This is a genomic window from Streptomyces sp. CB02923 (genome assembly GCF_001905005.1).
In the GTDB taxonomy this organism is placed as follows: domain Bacteria; phylum Actinomycetota; class Actinomycetes; order Streptomycetales; family Streptomycetaceae; genus Streptomyces.
In genome coordinates, this window is the sequence record NZ_LWKZ01000025.1 from 402,045 (window position 1) to 418,646 (window position 16,602).

Genomic DNA, 16,602 nt, shown 5'->3' on the forward strand with positions numbered 1-16,602 from the left:
GGGGTGCGTAGGGTCCCGCTCATGAGCGACATCGAGATCCGTCCCGCGACCGAGGACGACCTTCCGGCCATCGTCGCGATGCTGGCCGACGACGCCCTGGGCGCCACCCGCGAGAGCCCGGACGACCTGGCCCCGTACCGTGCGGCGTACGAGCTGCTGGCCACCGACCCCAACCAGCACCTGGTCGTCGCCGTCCGCGGCGACCGCCCGGTGGGAACGCTCCAGCTCACGGTCGTTCCGGGGCTCTCCCGGCGGGGCAGCAGCCGCTCGATCATCGAGGCGGTACGCGTGCACGCCGACGAGCGGGGCGACGGTCTGGGTTCCCGGATGATCGAGTGGGCGATCACCGAGTCACGCACCCTCGGCTGCCAACTGGTGCAGCTCACCTCCGACGCGACGCGCATCGACGCCCACCGCTTCTATGAACGCCTCGGCTTCGAGGCCTCCCACCTGGGCTTCAAGCTCCAGCTCTGACTTGGCGGCTCCTGCCCGGCCGCCCTCACACCCGCCCGCCCCCGGGCACCCGCTCAATCACACCCCGGGGGCCCGAGGCCCAAAAGCCCAGGCACCCGGCCCCAACCAGCACCAGCAGCACCAGGGCCAGGACCGACAGCGAGTCGGTGCAGCCCAGCACCACCGCTGCTCCCCGCTGCTCCCCGCCGTTTCCCGCCCTCACTCCTCGCCACCACGGTTACGCGCCCGCGCCCTGATCCGGTGCGCCTTCTGCCTGCAAGCCCCACCACAGAACCGCGCCGGCCGCCCCGTACGCGCGGGAGCGACGGAGCCCCCACACACCTCACACCGACTTTCGTTACGACCCGACACATGGTGCGGCAGTTTCGTCACACCCTTACCGTTCCGCAACCCGTCGCACATCAACGCCGTCATCCGCCCCTGCGGCGCCCCCGACGACATCTGCCGTTGCTCCATCGAAAGGCATCCGACCAGTAGCGTCAGGACATCCGCGAGGACGACGTCTTTCCTTACGCCGCCCGCCTCTTGAGCGCGCGCGAGCAGCACGCCCAGGGCGTCGCTGAAGGCGCGTTCGGTATGCGGTGAGGGCTCGTAGTTACCTTCGCCGGCCGCTTCCAGCGCGTCACACAGCGCCTTGTTACGTGACGCCAGCCGCACCACCGCGGCAAGGAACCGGAAGAAGACGGCTACGGGATCCTCAGCATCCGCCAAGTCGTGGGCAGTGTCGGTGAACAGCCTCACCCGGTCGGCGACCGTGGCCCTGAACAGCGCTTCCTTCGACGGGAAATGGCGATAGACCGTGCCCGCGCCAACACCGGCACGTCGAGCGATCTCTCCGAGCGGAACCCCCAACCCCTGTTCCTCGAAGGCAGATCGGGCCGCCTGCAGCACCAGCTCCCTGTTACGCCGCGCGTCCGCCCGCGCAGGGGCAAGCCCCTCGCTCATCACCACCAGGCCTCCTGAGAACCGTGGACTTCCGGACCGAGCATTCCGCACCTCAAAACGGGTTGCTCATTCCGATTCTACGGGGGCCTCAAATCATGATCACGAAAGGCCGCGTCATCGCGATGGCCGGAGCGGCGGGGCAGCAGGGCGGCGCGGTGGATCGCCCGCTGCCGACGGACGGCCGGTCGGCACGGGCCGCTAACACGGCCGACTCGGCCTCACTGGGCGCCGCCATCGAGGGGACGTATAGGCGTTTCAGCCTCCAGCCTGACCCCGGCTCCCCCGCCCTGCCACCGGAGTACGACTGAATGGAGTAGCCCCGCCAAGGCTGCAACGCCGCAGAGACGGCGGGCGCTCAACTCATAGTTCTGATAGGGGCGTTGGAGACCGAACGACCCACGGAAGAGCAATAGCCGATCGCCCTGGAGGGCATCGCCGCTGCGACCACCCTGGCCTTCCTGGCCTTCACCGATACTGAACAGCTCGCCGGCCAGGCTCTGAAGCTGGGCCCTGGCCTACTGCCCCCCGATACGACTGCGTCACGGCGGGGCCGCCGCCCTGAAGGGCCCGCTCGACAAGCTCGCCCGGGGAAGTGCCACTGCCCTAGATTTCGCGACGGCCTGTGGAATCCGTTTCACGTGAAACAGAGCCATGCCAACGAAGTTGGGGGCCGTTTCACGTGAAACGGCCCCCTTGCGCTGTACGGCAGAGGTGCTGCACAGCAGATGCGCTGTGCGGCAGATGCGCTGCGACGCCACACGTCGCGATGTGATGCGACGCGATTCGTCGGAACCCTCAGCCCGTGATGGCGTCATCCCAAGCCGCACCCGCCGCCGCGACCGCCCCGTCACCGTCCACCGCTACGTCGAGCGTCCGCAGGCCCGCCGCCAGGGCAGCGAGGGAAGCCAGCACCACACCGCGCTCCGCTGCCCGCCCATAGTGGTTCACCCGGATCATCTCCTTGGCGAGCGCCCCCGCCGCGGCCTGTACGGGCACCGCGACCGTGCCGTCCGCCGCGTCCAGCGCAGCGGAGACGATCTCGCGGGCGTCCATGTCCGCGGGCGCACGCAGCGTCGTGGCAGCCGGGGCCGCGTCCTCGTCATGCAGCACGTACGGGGACAGGGCACCAAGGGCGCGCGCCCCTGCGCGTACTGCTGCGGCAGCCGCCCGGTGCCGGGTGATGACCATGTCGAGGCCCTCTCCGTCGACACGGTCCACGGCCTGCTCCAGAGCGAGCATCTCCAGCTGCGCCGGGGCGTGCGGCAGCGCGGTACGACCACCGTCGATCCAGCGCTCCTTCCAGTCCAGCAGCGAGAGGTAGGAACGACGGGGAGCCTGTTCGTTGGCCTCGATGCGCTCCCAGGCCCGGGGGCTCACCGAGACGGCCGAGACGCCCGCCGGCCCCGCCAGCGCCTTCTGCCCACCGATCACGCACAGGTCGACGCCCCACTCGTCGGTGAGCAGCGGCTCGGCGCCCACCGAGGCGACGGCGTCCAGCATCAGCAGCGCACCGTGCTCCCGCACCACGGCGCCGATCTCGGCGACGGGGTTGGTGTTGCCGGTCGCAGCTTCGGCGTGCACCAGGCTCACGAAGTCGATGGCGGGGTGTTCACGCAGCGCTTCCGCCACCTGCTCCGGGCGTACGGCCCCCGTGAACGGCGCGCTGATCGTGACGACCTCGGCTCCGCAGGACCGCAGCCAGCCGCCGAAGGTCTCGCCGTAAGGTCCGGTCACGATGTTGAGTGCGGTGCTGCCGGGGCCCACTGCGGAACGGATGCACGCCTCCAGCGGGAGCAGCGCTTCGCCCTGGGTGGCCACCACATCGGCCCGGGTACGCATCAACGCTGCGACCTTGTCCTCGATCCGCGCGAAGTGTCCGGCGGTGAGCGGCGGCAGGTCGAGCAGGTCCGGAGCGTCGGAGGTCGTGTTCACGGCGGTCGCGTCAGTCACGGTGGCCTTCCAGCGGTAGCGGGCCGCGGTGCGGCGCCTCCTGATATCTGGCTCGACTGTACGTCCGGGTCGGCAGCCCCTGCCGTACGGGCTCGGTGCACGCTCGCCAGGCCTGCCCGCAGGACCGACTGTCCCTGCGGGCGGCCCCGACGTCACCATCAGCGCCCGCGCCAGCCCCCTTGATCGACCCCACCCGGCACCGGTTCAGCGGGCTCGTACGGGCCCCGGGTGAACACGAAGGTGCCTACGTCCAGGTGACTGACCGAGCCGTCCTCGGTACGGACGATGCGCAGCCTCTCGCCCGTGAAGTAACCGTCCAGGCCGGTCCACGTGCCGTCGGGCTCCGCACGGAATCGCGAGCTGCGGCCTCCTGGACCCGACATGAGCGAGAGCTCCAGGGCTCGATCGGCGCCCAGCCGCAGCACATGCGGATTCGCGCCCCAGTACCACGGCCCGGTGAGCGCCAGCAGGTCCTCGTCCAGCGGGCCCGCCAGAGGGCGCCAGGGCTCGGGGATCCGCGGCTCCCGCTCCGCGACGATTCCTGCCAAGTCGACGGCGATGGCGCTGATGGCCGGGCCCGACGTGCAGTTCGCCAACGCGATACCTGCGACGTCCTCGGCCGCGTCGATCCACAAGGAAGCCAGGAACCCGGGCATGGACCCGCTGTGGCCGAACAGCAGGCGCCCGTTCCACCGCGCGAGCTGGAGACCGAGCCCGAAGCCGGCACTCCACTCCGCGCCCTCTGGCGGCACGGCCGGAGTGCGCATCTCGCTGAGGGTCGTGGCGCTGAGCACCCGGTCGTCGCCGCGGGCCAGGAATCCCGCCCATCGGCCCAGGTCCTCGGCCGTGGACCACAGCTGTCCGGCCGGGCTCATCAGACCGGTGTCCTGGGCGGGCTCCGGCAGCAGTACGTCCGCCCAGGGGTGTACCGCCCAGCCGTCGGCGTGCGGAGCCTGCGGCTGAAGCGTCGTACGGTTCATGCCCAGCGGCTCCAGCACCTCGCGACGCAGTACCTCTCCCCAGGGCTGCCCATCACGAAGGTGCTCGATGAGGGAGCCCAGCAGGGCGTAACCCGGGTTGGAGTAGTGGAACCCCCGTCCGGCGGGCAGGCGGCGCGGGTCCCCCTCGAAGAGGTCGCCGGGCCCCTGCCGCAATGTTCCGGGCGTCCGCTCCCACCAAGGCCCGCGGGCTTCGGCCGACAGCCCGGAGCTGTGCGAGAGGAGCTGGGCGATCGTCACCTCCGGAGTCGCGCTGCCCGGCACATGCTTGTCGAGCGGATCCTCCAGGGTGAGCAGCCCCTCGTCACGCAGCCGCAGTACCAGCACCGCGACGAACGTCTTGGTGATCGACCCGATCCGGTACTGGACATCCACCCCGCCGGCGGAACTTCCGTCGGCCGCACTCCCGTCGGTGACGCCCCCATCGGTGGCGTCGGCAGTGGCCCCGCAGGACCCTGCCCACGCCACCTCCCCGCCCCGTATCACCGCTCCCGTCAGCGACGGCGCACGTCCGTCGGCCTGGCCGATCGCCAGCCGCCGCAGCAGCGCCCGATTCGTCTCCGGCAACAGCGCTCCGAACTGCTCCGCACCGTGCTTTCCCGGGCCGCCTGAGCCCTCGTGCGGAACCAGCGGAACCAACTTCTGGGGCACATCGGACGATTTCGCGCTCATGGCACTCCTCGACAGATCAATAACCGCGGTAAGAGCAAGAATGAGGCCCATCCCATCACCACTCCGCCGGAGTCGACCGATGCCCCCGGAGGGCGTCGCCCTGAACGTGACGTGACGTCGGCGTCAACGGCTACCGTCGTCGTGGCGCCCGGGAATAGCACCCGAGCCGGGCCGGACGGGGGCGGACATGCGGATCGGAGAACTGGCCGAGCGAGCGGGGACCACCACTCGCGCCCTCCGGTACTACGAGGCGCGCGGACTGCTCCATGCCGAGCGCACGGCCAACGGCCACCGTATCTACAGCGAAGCGGACCTGCGCCTGCTCCAGCAGATCCAGATGCTGCAGCGCTTCGGCTTCGAGCTGGAAGAGACCCGGCCCTTCGTGGAGTGCTTGCGCGCCGGCCACCCCGCGGGTGACGCCTGCCCCGCCGCACTCCAGGTCTACCGCCACAAACTGGCCGAGCTGGACGCCTGCATCACCCAACTCCAGGACGTACGGGAACAGGTCGGCAGCCAATTGGGCCGCGCCGAACAGGCCCTGAGCGCATTGGCGAACGCGTCCGCCCAGCCCGGCGGCCCCCATCCGCGATGCGAACTGAGCCGCCCCGACAGCTGACCCCGGCCGACGCCGCCTTCAGTTCGCCCCCTTCACCCCAGCATCGCGATGGCTCTGCCGAGGCTGTCCTGCTCTTCCTCCGGGAGCCATCGCGCCGCATGAACTATGTGCAGCGCCGAGCGGAGCCGGGTTCGGTCCTCTTCGGAGCCGAGATCGCCCAGATACGCGGGCAGGATCAGCCCCAACGCCTTGAGATCGCGACGCGCGCACAGCTTGGCCAGCAGCTCTGCCAGCAACGCGCTCACAGCTCCGAATGCCTCCCGCCCTCCCCGCGACTCGTCGTCCGCCGGTGCGGCAGCCGTCTCCCGCAGCCCTTCCGCGATGGCGAACCGGTTCCATGCCCCGTAGTCGCCGCCGGGCGCGCCCCGTACCTCCTCTGCGGCCCGGGTGAAGTACCCGTGTGCCAGAGCCGTATCGCCCAGCTCTCGGTGGGCACGCGCCATGTTCGCGTACAGAGAGGCGTAGAACCCGCTGACGCGTTCGTCACCCACCCGGTCCGCGCGGTCCAGGCACTCCTGGTTCCACCGGAGTGTGTCCTCCGGCGTGTCCTGATGCCGGGCCACGTAATGAGCAGCGATACACGCTTCGTAGTCGTCGCCCGCGTCCTGCCAGGCCGACAAGAACAGCCGACGTGCTGCGTCGTCCTCGCCGCGTGCCTCGGCTTCCATTCCTCGTACGCACAGCCGCACCACATGGTTCGCCGCATCCACGTCCCGCTCCCCCTCAGTCTGTTTCACGTGAAACAAGCTCCTGCACCGGCATGACCAGAGTCGTGAAGCTGCCTTGGTCAGCGGAACGCACGACCACCGGCTCCCTACCGGACGCGATCTCCAGCAACACGTCGGGCCCCACACTCGCGTCCAGAGCAGGGACGAGCACCGCCGGATCGAAGGCCACGCGCAGCGACGGCCCCGTACAGACCGCGCCCATCACGGCCGGAGGTCCCCCGCCACCACTGACGACGACCTCTTGAGCTCCGGCTCGCGCCGTGAGCACGGCGCCTCTTCCGCGCTCGGCGAAGGCTTCGCGGAGCGCCGCCCGGTCCACGATGACGCGATGCCGAGCGTCCCCCAGTACGTCCAGCACCACCTGGTAATCGGGAAACGTCCCCGCACAGCTCGCGAAAGCGCGGCGCTCCCCGCCCTCCCCGACCAGGCGCCCTTTCCCGACCAGGCACCCTTTATCGCCGTCCACCTCGATGTCGATGTGCGGCTGTCGTACCGCCCACGCCGCCATGCCCGCCAGTTCCCCGGCTTCGACAAGAACCCGGCACGGTTCACCGCCTGCCGACCCCGCCCGCAGCACCCGAACCGCCAACCGGTACCGGTCGGTGGCCACCAACCGCACTTCACCGTCGCCGAGTTCGAGGAGCACGCAGCCGAGGACCGGGAACTCCGCACGGGTCTCGGCCTCCGCGACCGCTGGTCCCACCTGCCGTACTGCGCTGGCCAGCTCCGCACCCCCGACACCCGCCCATCCGCGGGGCTGCTGCGGAGCCTCCGCCGGAAGCTCACGCAGCATTTCCTCGACCAACGCCCGTGCAGCATCCGCTGTCTGCCGAGTCCGCTCCAGGTGCGCGCGGAGCACCGTACGAGCCTCCGCCTCACCCCCGTCGAGTACGACCCCGGCGTCCACCAGTGGCAGCCCCGCCTCCCGCAGCCTGCGAAGCCGTACGGCACGGGTCTCCTGCTCCACTCCGTAGAACCGGTAGCCGCTCGCCGGATCGACCCTGACGGGACGCAGGACGCCGCAGTCGTCGTAGAAGCGCAGCGCGCTCGGCGCCAGGCCCACCCGCCGAGCGAACGCCCCGATGCCCAGCAGCTCTTGGCTTTCGTCCATGCCCGCGATTGTGGGACTTCGAGCAACTCGAAGGTCAAAACCGACCCAGTGGAGCTACGCCTTCACCACCTACACAGGTGTCCGTCCGAGCGCACTCCAGACGCGTCCGCGCAGGAGTTCGTACTCCTCGCCCCGACGCGGCAGCCGGCCTGTCGGCCGGGGTACGGCCCGACCGTCGGACACCACCTGGCCCCGCCGGAACTGCTCTCGGGTGAGGTCGATCTCGATGCCGCTGGAGAGCCGGTTCCACCAGTGGTGACCGTGCTGTTCCCCGTGGAGATGCACTTCACCGACCATGAGTTCACCGCAGAAGAAGTCGTGCACGACGAGAGCGGTGATGTCGCAGTGGCCCCAAGCGGGATTGTCGACGGTCCAGGGGGCACGGGCGACATCGTCGGCGGAACACGTGTCCGCGGCCCAGCCCGCGCGCACCGCCTTCGTGATGTCGGTAAGCGTCCAAGGAATCATGCGGTGCAGCATTCCAGCGACCACTGACAACACCGTCCAGCGGAGGAGTGGCCAGGCGATCAGCTCAGTGGGACGCCTATGCCGCCCCGGTGGCCTCCCAGGCCGCCTCGATCATCTGGAAGATTTCGTCCACGGCGGCGTCCGGGTCGTCCGCCTCACGGGCCAGCGAAAAGGCGTCGACCACGAACCTCGCGAGGGTCCGGCCGGCCATTGCGGTCCGGGACAGGCCGGGGTCGGCGGCGATGGCCGCCGCCAGTGCTTCCGCGTGGCGCAGCCGCATCGACTCCTCGTAGGCCCGCAGGGCGGGTGAGGAATCGATCATGTGCCAGATCGGGGCGGCGCCTTCCGCCGTGCAATGCCGTACCAGGGCGAGGGTTTCGCGGCGCAGCGCGGGGATGAGCGGCTCGCCGGGTGCCCGGTCGGTGACCGCCTGGGTGAGGCGTTGCTCGAAGTTCTGGTCCTGCTCGAAGACCAGGGCCTCTTTCGAGGCGAAGTGGGAGAAGAGCGTGGTGACGGCCACGTCGGCCTCGGCGGCCACCTCGCGGATGCCCACCGTGTCGTATCCGCGCTCCAGGAAGAGCCGCAGGGCGGTCTCCGCGATCTTCTGGCGGGTCGCGGCCTTCTTACGTTCACGGCGTCCGGGCGGCACGGTCATACCCTCACGCTACCAGCAACAAATCCGTACTTGTTCTAAAACACTAACGGTTAGTGTTACGGTCGTCGGCATGAAGACAGTGAACTTCGCCGAGTTCGGCGGTCCGGACGTTCTGCGCCTCATAGACGCCGAGGAGCCCCACGCGGGCCCCGGCCGGATACGCATCGCCGTACGCGCGGCGGGCGTCAACCCCGTCGACTGGCGGCTCCGTGAAGGCCAGGTCCTGGGGGCCCACCCGCTCGAACTGCCGTCCGGAGTAGGGCTGGACGCCTCCGGCGTGGTGGACGAGGTCGGCGAGGGCGTCGAAGGGATCGCGGTCGGCGACCACGTGTTCGGCGAAGGATCGAGCACGTACGCCGAGTTCGCGGTGCTGTCGGCCTGGGCCCGTATGCCCGAAAACCTGACGTTCGAAGAGGCTGCCGGGTACCCCTCCGTGGTGGAGACCGCGCTGCGCATCATCCGCGAGGTCGGTGTGCTCCCCGGACAGACGCTGCTGGTGAGCGGTGCGTCCGGAGGGGTCGGATCGGCGGTGCTCCAGATCGCCCGCGACCGCGGCATCACGGTGATCGGCACGGCCGGTGCCGCAAACCAGGACTATCTGCGCGGCCTGGGCGCCCTCGCCACCACCTACGGCCAGGGCTGGGCCGAGCGGGTGCGGCAGCTCGGCCACATCGACGCCGCCCTGGACCTGGCCGGCTCGGGCGTGATCCGCGAGCTCATCGAACTGACCGGCGACCCGCAGAAAGTGATCTCCATCGCCGACCTCGGTGCGCCCAAGCTCGGTGTCCGGTTCTCCGGCGTGGCCGGAAGCGTGCCGGATGCACTCGCCCAGGCCGCCGACCTCATATCGCGAGGAAAGCTCCACATCCCTGTCGAGAAGTCCTATCCGCTCGCCGACGCCGCGGCGGCGCACACCGACAGCCAGGCCGGTCACACACGCGGGCGCCGCGTCATCGTCATCTGACCGAAGCCACCGCCATCGCACCACCCGGCAAGCCGGATCCCTCCCTGAGAACCTGCCGGGGCCCACCCGGCAGGTGTGCGACACGCAAGGAGCCCCCCGTGCACACCCCTGTCACGATCATCGGCGCGGGCCTCGGCGGCCTCGTGCTGGCCCGCGTCCTGCACGTCCACGGCATCCCGGCCGCGGTCTACGAGGCGGAGCCCTCCCCGACGGCGCGTTCGCAGGGCGGGATGCTCGACATCCACGACCACAGCGGCCAACTCGCCCTCAGGGCGGCCGGCCTGACGGACGCGTTCCACGACATCGTCCTGGAGGGCCGCCAGGCGATACGACTCCTCCACAGGGACGGAACGGTCCTGTTCGACAAGGCCGACGACGGCACCGGTGGAAGCCCCGAGGTACAGCGCGGCGAGCTGCGGCAGGTCCTGCTCGACTCGCTCCCCGCAGGCACCGTCCGGTGGGGCCGCAAGGCCACCGGCGTCCGCGCCCTCGCCGAGGGCCGCCACGAGGTGGCCTTCGCCGACGGCACCACCACCGTCACGAGCCTGCTGGTCGGCGCGGACGGCGCCTGGTCACGCGTCCGACCGCTGCTCTCCGACGCCCTGCCCCAATACGTGGGCCGGTCCTTCGTCGAGACCTGCCTGTACGACGCCGACACCCTGCACCCGGCCACCGCGAAAGCGGTCGGCGGCGGGACGCTCGGGGCAGTCGACCCGGACGAGCACGGGAAGTGGTTCGTAGCGCACCGGGAGAAGGACGGAACTCTCCACGCCTACGTCACCCTGGCCAAGCCGCAGGACTGGTTCACCACCATCGACTTCACCGATGCCGCCGCGGCCGCCGCGCGGATCGCGGAGGAGTACGACGGCTGGGCACCGGAACTGACCACCCTGATCACCGGCGGCGGAACCGCACCGATCCTGCGCCCCCTCTACACCCTCCCGAACGGACACTCCTGGGACCGGGTACCGGGGGTGACCCTGCTCGGCGACGCCGCCCACCTCACGACTCCCAACGGCGAAGGCGCCAACCTCGCCATGCAGGACGGCGCTGAGCTCGGCTTGGCCCTCGCCGCACACCCCGACGACATCGAGGCCGCCCTCACCTCATACGAACAAGCGCTGTTCCCGCGCAGCGCCGTGGCCGCCACCGTGGTCGGCCACAACCCCACGCCCCAGGAGGTAATCAGCTTCTTCACCCAGGCCGAGCGGGCCGGATGAGCTGCCGAATGCGTCACGGGGCGTGCGGGCCCAGGGGCAGACGGGCCCGACTCGGCCCGACGAAAGTCGCGCCGCGCGCCCACCGCAGGTGAGAGGTGGCACCCGGTCGGGTGCCACCGGACCGATCAGGTCTGCGCCATGTCCACGAACCGCGAGTAGTGGCCCTGGAAGGCCACCGTGATGGTCGCTGTCGGGCCGTTACGGTGCTTGGCCACGATCAGGTCGGCCTCGCCGGCGCGGGGCGACTCCTTCTCGTACGCGTCCTCACGGTGCAGCAGGATGACCATGTCCGCGTCCTGCTCGATGGAACCCGACTCACGCAGGTCCGAGACCATCGGCTTCTTGTCGGTGCGCTGCTCGGGGCCACGGTTGAGCTGTGAGAGCGCGATGACCGGCAGTTCCAGCTCCTTGGCCAGCAGCTTGAGGTTACGGGACATGTCCGACACCTCCTGCTGGCGGCTCTCGGCGCGCTTGGAGCCGCCGGACTGCATCAGCTGGAGGTAGTCGATGACCACCAGCTTCAGCTCGTTGCGCTGCTTGAGGCGGCGGCACTTGGCGCGGATCTCCATCATCGACAGGTTCGGTGAGTCGTCGATGTAGAGCGGCGCGGCCGAGACGTCCGGCATCCGGCGGGCGAGCCGGGTCCAGTCCTCGTCCGTCATGGAGCCGGACCGCATGTGGTGCAGGGCCACCCGCGCCTCGGCGGACAGCAGACGCATCGCGATCTCGTTGCGCCCCATTTCGAGCGAGAAGATCACGCTCGGCAGGTTGCTCTTGATGGAGCACGCACGGGCGAAGTCCAGGGCGAGCGTGGACTTACCCATCGCCGGGCGGGCCGCGATGACGATCATCTGGCCGGGGTGCAGGCCGTTGGTCAGGGAGTCCAGGTCCGTGAAGCCGGTGGGTACGCCGGTCATCTGGCCCTGGCGGGAGCCGATCGCCTCGATCTCGTCGAGCGCGCCTTCCATGATGTCGCCGAGCGGCAGGTAGTCCTCGCTGGTGCGCTGCTCGGTGACGGCGTAGATCTCCGCCTGGGCGCTGTTGACGATCTCGTCGACGTCGCCGTCGGCCGCGTATCCCATCTGCGTGATGCGGGTGCCGGCCTCGACGAGCCGACGCAGGACCGCCCGTTCGTGGACGATCTCGGCGTAGTACTCCGCGTTGGCCGCCGTCGGCACGGACTGGACCAGGGTGTGCAGATAGGACGCGCCGCCCACCCGGGCGATCTCTCCGCGCTTGGTCAGCTCGGCGGCGATCGTGATCGGGTCGGCCGGCTCGCCCTTCGCATACAGGTCGAGGATCGCCTGGTAGATCAGTTCGTGGGCCGGCCGGTAGAAGTCGTGGCCCTTGAGGACCTCGACGACGTCCGCGATGGCGTCCTTGGACAGCAGCATGCCGCCGAGCACGGACTGCTCGGCGTCCAGGTCCTGGGGCGGTACGCGCTCGAAGCCGCCGGAGGACCAGCCGCCCTCCTCGTCACCACCACGGTCGCGGCGGTCGTCACGGCCGCGGCCCTTGCCTTCGCCCCGACGGGAGCGCGCGGCGGGCAGCCGGTCACTGGGGCCGGCGTCCGCCCAGGGGTCGTCCACGGGCTCGGGCATACTCACCCCGGCACCTCCTCCCGTCCGCGGCGCGGACCTTGCTGTGCCCTTCTTTCTTACGGCACGGCTCTGACAAACGAGACGCCCGACTCCGGTTACGGCGCGTCGAGTTCGGATGGGTTCTCAGACCGGAACAGGGGCCAGGCGCCGGACTACGGTAGGCCCGTCTGCACCGTCCGCCAATCTGGTTATCCACAGGCCATGTGGACGATGGACCCGTTCCTGTGGAGAAGTGCGCCGAACCTGTGCACGGCACGGGGGACACTGCTGTGGACAAACACACAATCAGCCGACCTCACCCATCCTGACCTGCGACTTTCTCATCCATAGGCTGTGGGGGAGAAAAACTTCGGCAACCTGTTCATGATCGGGCCAAACGGCGCGGAGGAGAGCACTCCAGTGGGCGCGGAGTAATGATTGCTCAACGGTTGTGGCACTTACCTGTGGAAGATTAGATTGGCAGCATGACACAGGCTCCCGCGACGCCGCGGCGCACCGACCGCCGCCACGACCGCGAGATCATCTCGCTCGCTCTGCCCGCCTTCGGCGCGCTCGTCGCGGAACCGCTCTTCCTCATGGTCGACAGCGCCGTCATCGGCCACCTCGGCACCCGGCAGCTCGCCGGGCTCGGCGTCGCCGGTCCGCTGCTGACGACCGCGGTCTCGGTCTTCGTCTTCCTCGCGTACGCCACCACGGCCGCTGTCGCGCGGCGGGTCGGAGCCGGCGACCGCTCCGCCGCCATCCGGCAGGGCATGGACGGTATCTGGCTCGCCCTGCTGCTGGGCGCCGCCGTACTCGCCGCCGTCCTGCCCACCGCACCCTGGCTCGTCGACCTCTTCGGCGCCTCCGCCACCGCCGCCCCGCACGCCATCACCTACCTGCGCATCAGCGCCCTCGGCATTCCGGCGATGCTCGTGGTGCTCGCGGCCACCGGCGTACTGCGCGGCCTCCAGGACACCCGTACGCCGCTGTACGTCGCGATCGGCGGCTTCTCCGTCAACGCGGTTCTGAACGTCGCACTGGTCTACGGCGCCGGGCTCGGCATCGCCGGCTCCGCCTGGGGAACGGTCATCGCCCAGTGCGGCATGGCCGCCGTCTACCTGGTCGTCGTGGTGCGGGGCGCACGCCGGCACGGCGCTTCCCTCCGGCCGGACGTCGCCGGAATCCGTGCCTGTGCCCAGGCCGGCGTGCCGCTGCTGGTACGTACGCTCTCGCTGCGCGCCGTCCTGATGATCGCGACCGCCGTCGCCGCCCGCCTCGGCGACGCGGAGGTGGCCGCCCACCAGGTCGTCATCACCCTATGGTCCCTGCTGGCCTTCGCCCTGGACGCCATCGCCATCGCCGGTCAGGCGATCATCGGCCGCTACCTGGGCGCCGACGACGTGGCGGGCGCCAAGGCGGCCTGCCGCCGCATGGTGCAGTGGGGCATCGCCTCCGGCCTGGTCCTCGGCCTGCTCGTCGTGCTCACGCGGCCGCTGTTCATGCCACTGTTCACCGCCGACCCGGCCGTCAAGGACGCGCTGCTGCCCGCGCTCCTGGTCGTCGCCCTCACCCAGCCGGTCGCCGGCATCGTCTTCGTCCTCGACGGTGTGCTCATGGGCGCCGGCGACGGCCCCTACCTGGCCTGGGCGATGCTCGTGACGCTGGCTCTCTTCGCCCCCGCCGCGCTGCTGGTACCGGTCTTCGGCGGCGGCCTCACCGCCCTGTGGTGGGCCATGGCCCTGATGATGACCGTGCGGATGGTGACATTGTGGGCACGCACCCGGTCGGGCCGATGGATTGTGACCGGAGCCTCGCGTTGAAGGCACCCGAAACAACGGCCCCGTGTTGATAATGACCCTGTGCGCCCGCTTGCCAGGAAGATCGTCCTGCCCCTGACGCTGACCGTCATCGGGGCCGGCCTCATAGTGGGTTACGCCTCCCAGGAAGCCGACACCAGCAGCCGTGCCAACGGCACCGTCAGAAGCGGGTTCGGCAAGTCGGGGGAGGCGGGCCAGGATCCCCAGGACCAGGACCCGTCCGCCACAGCACCCGCCGACGACGGGAGCGCGTACACCCCGCGCAGCACCGAGCAGAACGCCCGGGTGGGCGCGATCTTCGAGAAGGACGACTCCGGCGACCACTTCTGCACCGCCAGCGTCGTGCAGAGCCCCGGCCGGAACATGCTGATCACCGCGGCACACTGCGCCTTCGACGCCGAGACCGGCGGCCCCGTGAACGACCTCGTCTTCGCGCCCGACTACCGCGACGGCAAAGAGCCGAACGGTCTGTGGAAAGTCGAAAAGGTCGTCGTCGACGAGCGCTGGGCCAAGTCCCAGGACGAGGACATGGACGTCGCCTTCCTCGTCCTCAGCAGCAAGGACGGCAAACAGATCCAGGATGTGCTGGGCGGCAACACACTCGGCATCGATCCGGGATTCGACAATGAAGTCAAGATCACCGGCTACCCCACCAGCAGCGAGACACCGATCTCCTGCCAGAACCGCGCCACGAGGTTCAGCGACACCCAGATGCGCGTCCAGTGCACCGACTTCGCGGGCGGCACGAGCGGCAGCCCCTGGCTCGCCGACTACGACCCCAAGAGCCACACCGGGACCGTGATCGGTGTCCTGGGCGGGCATCTGGGCGGCGGTGACGAGGACGACGTCTCCTACGCCGCATACTTCGGCGACGCGGTCGCCGACCTGTACAAGCGGGCTCAGGACGAGGACGAGGGCTGAGACGGCACGCACGAAAGGGCCGCACTCCGTTTCCGGAGTGCGGCCCTTTGCGTGGTGCTATGTCGCTGCTATCAGGCGGCGACGACCTCGACGCCCAGCTTCGCGACAACGTCGCTGTGCAGGCGCACGGACACCTGGTGCGCGCCCAGGGTCTTGATCGGCGAGCCGAGCTCGACGCGGCGCTTGTCCACGTCGGGGCCACCGGCAGCCTTGATCGCCGAGGCGACGTCGGCCGGCGTGACGGAGCCGAACAGGCGGCCGGCGTCGCCGGCGCGCACGGCCAGCTTCACCTTGACGCCCTCGAGCTGACCCTTGACCTCGTTGGCCTGCTCGACCGACGCGATCTCGCGGATCTTGCGACCGCGACGGATCTGCTCGACGTCCTTCTCGCCACCCTTGGTCCAGCGGATCGCGAAACCACGCGGGACCAGGTAGTTACGTGCGTAACCGTCGCGGACGTCGACGACGTCGCCGGCGGTGCCGAGGCCGGAGACCTCGTGGGTGAGGATGATCTTCATGTGTCGGTCACCCTTCCCTTATCGCGCGGTGGAGGTGTAGGGCAGCAGCGCCATCTCACGGCTGTTCTTCACAGCCGTGGCGACGTCACGCTGGTGCTGGGTGCAGTTGCCGGTCACCCGGCGGGCACGGATCTTGCCGCGGTCGGAGATGAACTTCCGCAGCAGGTTCGTGTCCTTGTAGTCGACGTAGGAGATCTTCTCCTTGCAGAACACGCAAACCTTCTTCTTAGGCTTGCGAGCAGGCGGCTTCGCCATTGTCTCTCTCCAGTGAGTTCAAGAAGTTTGTGCTGACGCCCTCAGGCCCCCGGTCGTTTCACGCTGTTTCACGTGAAACAGCGTGCGTACGTGCCGGTCGTCGGACCTAGAAGGGCGGCTCGTCCGAGTAGCCGCCGCCGGAGCCGCCGCCCCAGCCACCACCGCCGCCGCCACCCTGCTGGCCGCCGCCTGCAGGGGCACCGGTCGCCCACGGGTCGTCGGCGGGAGCGCCGCCGCCCTGCTGGCCGCCGCCGGGGCCGCCGCCCCAGCCGCCGCCACCCTGGCCACCGCCCTGCTGGCCGCCGCCGAAGCCGCCGCCCTGGCCACCGCGGCCCGAGGTCTTGGTGACCTTGGCCGTGGCGTTGCGCAGGCTGGCGCCGACCTCGTCGACGTCGAGCTCGTAGACCGTGCGCTTGACGCCCTCGCGGTCCTCGTACGACCGCTGCTTCAGCCGGCCCTGCACGATCACGCGAGTACCCCGCGTGAGGGACTCGGCGACGTTCTCCGCCGCCTGCCGCCACACCGAGCAGGTCAGGAACAGGCTCTCGCCGTCCTTCCACTCGTTGGTCTGGCGGTCGAAGGTGCGGGGGGTGGACGCGACGCGGAACTTCGCGACCGCCGCACCGGACGGGGTGAAGCGCAGCTCGGGGTCGTCGACAAGATTGCCGACGACCGTGATGACGGTCTCGCCTGCCATTAGGGGAACC

The 16,602-nt window shown here is 69.9% G+C and carries 18 protein-coding genes; 7 read left to right on the plus strand and 11 right to left on the minus strand.

Annotated elements, in window-relative coordinates; genetic code table 11:
- The first annotated feature begins 21 nt into the window (after positions 1-21).
- Positions 22-474: a GNAT family N-acetyltransferase gene (locus A6A06_RS29950; RefSeq protein ID WP_073765284.1), complete on the plus strand. Its 453-nt coding sequence runs from the start codon at positions 22-24 to the stop codon at positions 472-474.
- A gap of 198 nt (positions 475-672) precedes the next feature.
- Here the strand turns inward: A6A06_RS29950 and A6A06_RS29955 are convergent, their stop codons facing one another.
- Positions 673-1,419, minus strand: coding sequence for a TetR/AcrR family transcriptional regulator (locus A6A06_RS29955; RefSeq protein WP_073765977.1), 747 nt, complete (start codon positions 1,417-1,419; stop codon positions 673-675).
- Between the two features lie 95 nt (positions 1,420-1,514).
- Here A6A06_RS29955 and A6A06_RS29960 point away from each other — a divergent pair, with 95 nt between their 5' ends.
- On the plus strand, positions 1,515-1,727 hold the full coding sequence (locus tag A6A06_RS29960; protein WP_199931259.1) for a hypothetical protein: 213 nt from the start codon (positions 1,515-1,517) through the stop codon (positions 1,725-1,727).
- A gap of 487 nt (positions 1,728-2,214) precedes the next feature.
- Here the strand turns inward: A6A06_RS29960 and A6A06_RS29965 are convergent, their stop codons facing one another.
- Together A6A06_RS29965 and A6A06_RS29970 are read right to left on the minus strand one after the other, a co-directional pair.
- Positions 2,215-3,369: a pyridoxal-phosphate-dependent aminotransferase family protein gene (locus tag A6A06_RS29965; RefSeq protein ID WP_073765287.1), complete on the minus strand. Its 1,155-nt coding sequence runs from the start codon at positions 3,367-3,369 to the stop codon at positions 2,215-2,217.
- Between the two features lie 158 nt (positions 3,370-3,527).
- Positions 3,528-5,039 carry a serine hydrolase domain-containing protein gene (locus A6A06_RS29970; RefSeq protein ID WP_079194449.1) on the minus strand — a complete coding sequence of 504 codons (1,512 nt, stop codon included), beginning with the start codon at positions 5,037-5,039 and terminating at the stop codon, positions 3,528-3,530.
- Between the two features lie 187 nt (positions 5,040-5,226).
- On the opposite strand from A6A06_RS29970, the gene A6A06_RS29975 reads away from it, so the two are divergent.
- The gene (locus A6A06_RS29975; RefSeq protein WP_073765289.1) at positions 5,227-5,655 is read left to right on the plus strand and encodes a MerR family transcriptional regulator; all 429 of its coding nucleotides are present in this window, start codon (positions 5,227-5,229) and stop codon (positions 5,653-5,655) included.
- A 32-nt stretch (positions 5,656-5,687) separates the two neighbouring features.
- On the opposite strand, the gene A6A06_RS29980 is transcribed toward A6A06_RS29975, so the two are convergent.
- The 4 genes from A6A06_RS29980 to A6A06_RS29995 all read right to left on the minus strand — a co-directional run bounded on the left by A6A06_RS29980 (position 5,688) and on the right by A6A06_RS29995 (position 8,617).
- Positions 5,688-6,392: a hypothetical protein gene (locus tag A6A06_RS29980; RefSeq protein WP_242441016.1), complete on the minus strand. Its 705-nt coding sequence runs from the start codon at positions 6,390-6,392 to the stop codon at positions 5,688-5,690.
- On the minus strand, positions 6,379-7,494 hold the full coding sequence (locus A6A06_RS29985) for a DNA polymerase III subunit beta family protein (protein ID WP_073765291.1): 1,116 nt from the start codon (positions 7,492-7,494) through the stop codon (positions 6,379-6,381). Before A6A06_RS29985 ends, A6A06_RS29980 begins: the two co-directional genes overlap by 14 nt.
- A 69-nt stretch (positions 7,495-7,563) precedes the next feature.
- Complete coding sequence (locus A6A06_RS29990; protein WP_073765983.1) at positions 7,564-7,962, minus strand: YunG family protein; 399 nt, start codon at positions 7,960-7,962, stop codon at positions 7,564-7,566.
- 76 nt (positions 7,963-8,038) lie between these two features.
- Positions 8,039-8,617 carry a TetR/AcrR family transcriptional regulator gene (locus A6A06_RS29995; protein ID WP_073765293.1) on the minus strand — a complete coding sequence of 193 codons (579 nt, stop codon included), beginning with the start codon at positions 8,615-8,617 and terminating at the stop codon, positions 8,039-8,041.
- A 70-nt stretch (positions 8,618-8,687) separates the two neighbouring features.
- Here A6A06_RS29995 and A6A06_RS30000 point away from each other — a divergent pair, with 70 nt between their 5' ends.
- Both A6A06_RS30000 and A6A06_RS30005 read left to right on the plus strand, forming a co-directional pair.
- Positions 8,688-9,581 (plus strand): NADP-dependent oxidoreductase, encoded by an 894-nt coding sequence (locus A6A06_RS30000; RefSeq protein ID WP_073765295.1) that lies wholly within the window; start codon positions 8,688-8,690, stop codon positions 9,579-9,581.
- Between the two features lie 98 nt (positions 9,582-9,679).
- A complete protein-coding gene (locus A6A06_RS30005) occupies positions 9,680-10,801 on the plus strand; it encodes an FAD-dependent oxidoreductase (RefSeq protein WP_073765297.1) in 1,122 nt (373 codons plus the stop codon).
- Positions 10,802-10,926: 125 nt separating this feature from the next.
- Here the strand turns inward: A6A06_RS30005 and dnaB are convergent, their stop codons facing one another.
- Entirely contained in the window at positions 10,927-12,402 is a 1,476-nt protein-coding gene (gene dnaB, locus A6A06_RS30010) for a replicative DNA helicase (RefSeq protein WP_199931301.1), read from the minus strand.
- Between the two features lie 464 nt (positions 12,403-12,866).
- Between dnaB and A6A06_RS30015 the strand changes: the two genes are divergently transcribed.
- Together A6A06_RS30015 and A6A06_RS30020 are read left to right on the plus strand one after the other, a co-directional pair.
- Positions 12,867-14,204 (plus strand): MATE family efflux transporter, encoded by a 1,338-nt coding sequence (locus tag A6A06_RS30015; protein WP_073765301.1) that lies wholly within the window; start codon positions 12,867-12,869, stop codon positions 14,202-14,204.
- A 39-nt stretch (positions 14,205-14,243) separates the two neighbouring features.
- Positions 14,244-15,122, plus strand: coding sequence for a trypsin-like serine peptidase (locus A6A06_RS30020; protein WP_073765303.1), 879 nt, complete (start codon positions 14,244-14,246; stop codon positions 15,120-15,122).
- A gap of 71 nt (positions 15,123-15,193) precedes the next feature.
- Here the strand turns inward: A6A06_RS30020 and rplI are convergent, their stop codons facing one another.
- The 3 genes from rplI to A6A06_RS30035 form a co-directional block, all read right to left on the minus strand.
- Entirely contained in the window at positions 15,194-15,640 is a 447-nt protein-coding gene (rplI, locus tag A6A06_RS30025) for a 50S ribosomal protein L9 (protein ID WP_031007733.1), read from the minus strand.
- 18 nt (positions 15,641-15,658) lie between these two features.
- On the minus strand, positions 15,659-15,895 hold the full coding sequence (gene rpsR / locus A6A06_RS30030; protein WP_003978893.1) for a 30S ribosomal protein S18: 237 nt from the start codon (positions 15,893-15,895) through the stop codon (positions 15,659-15,661).
- A gap of 106 nt (positions 15,896-16,001) precedes the next feature.
- Positions 16,002-16,592, minus strand: coding sequence for a single-stranded DNA-binding protein (locus tag A6A06_RS30035; protein WP_073765305.1), 591 nt, complete (start codon positions 16,590-16,592; stop codon positions 16,002-16,004).
- Positions 16,593-16,602 lie beyond the last annotated feature (10 nt).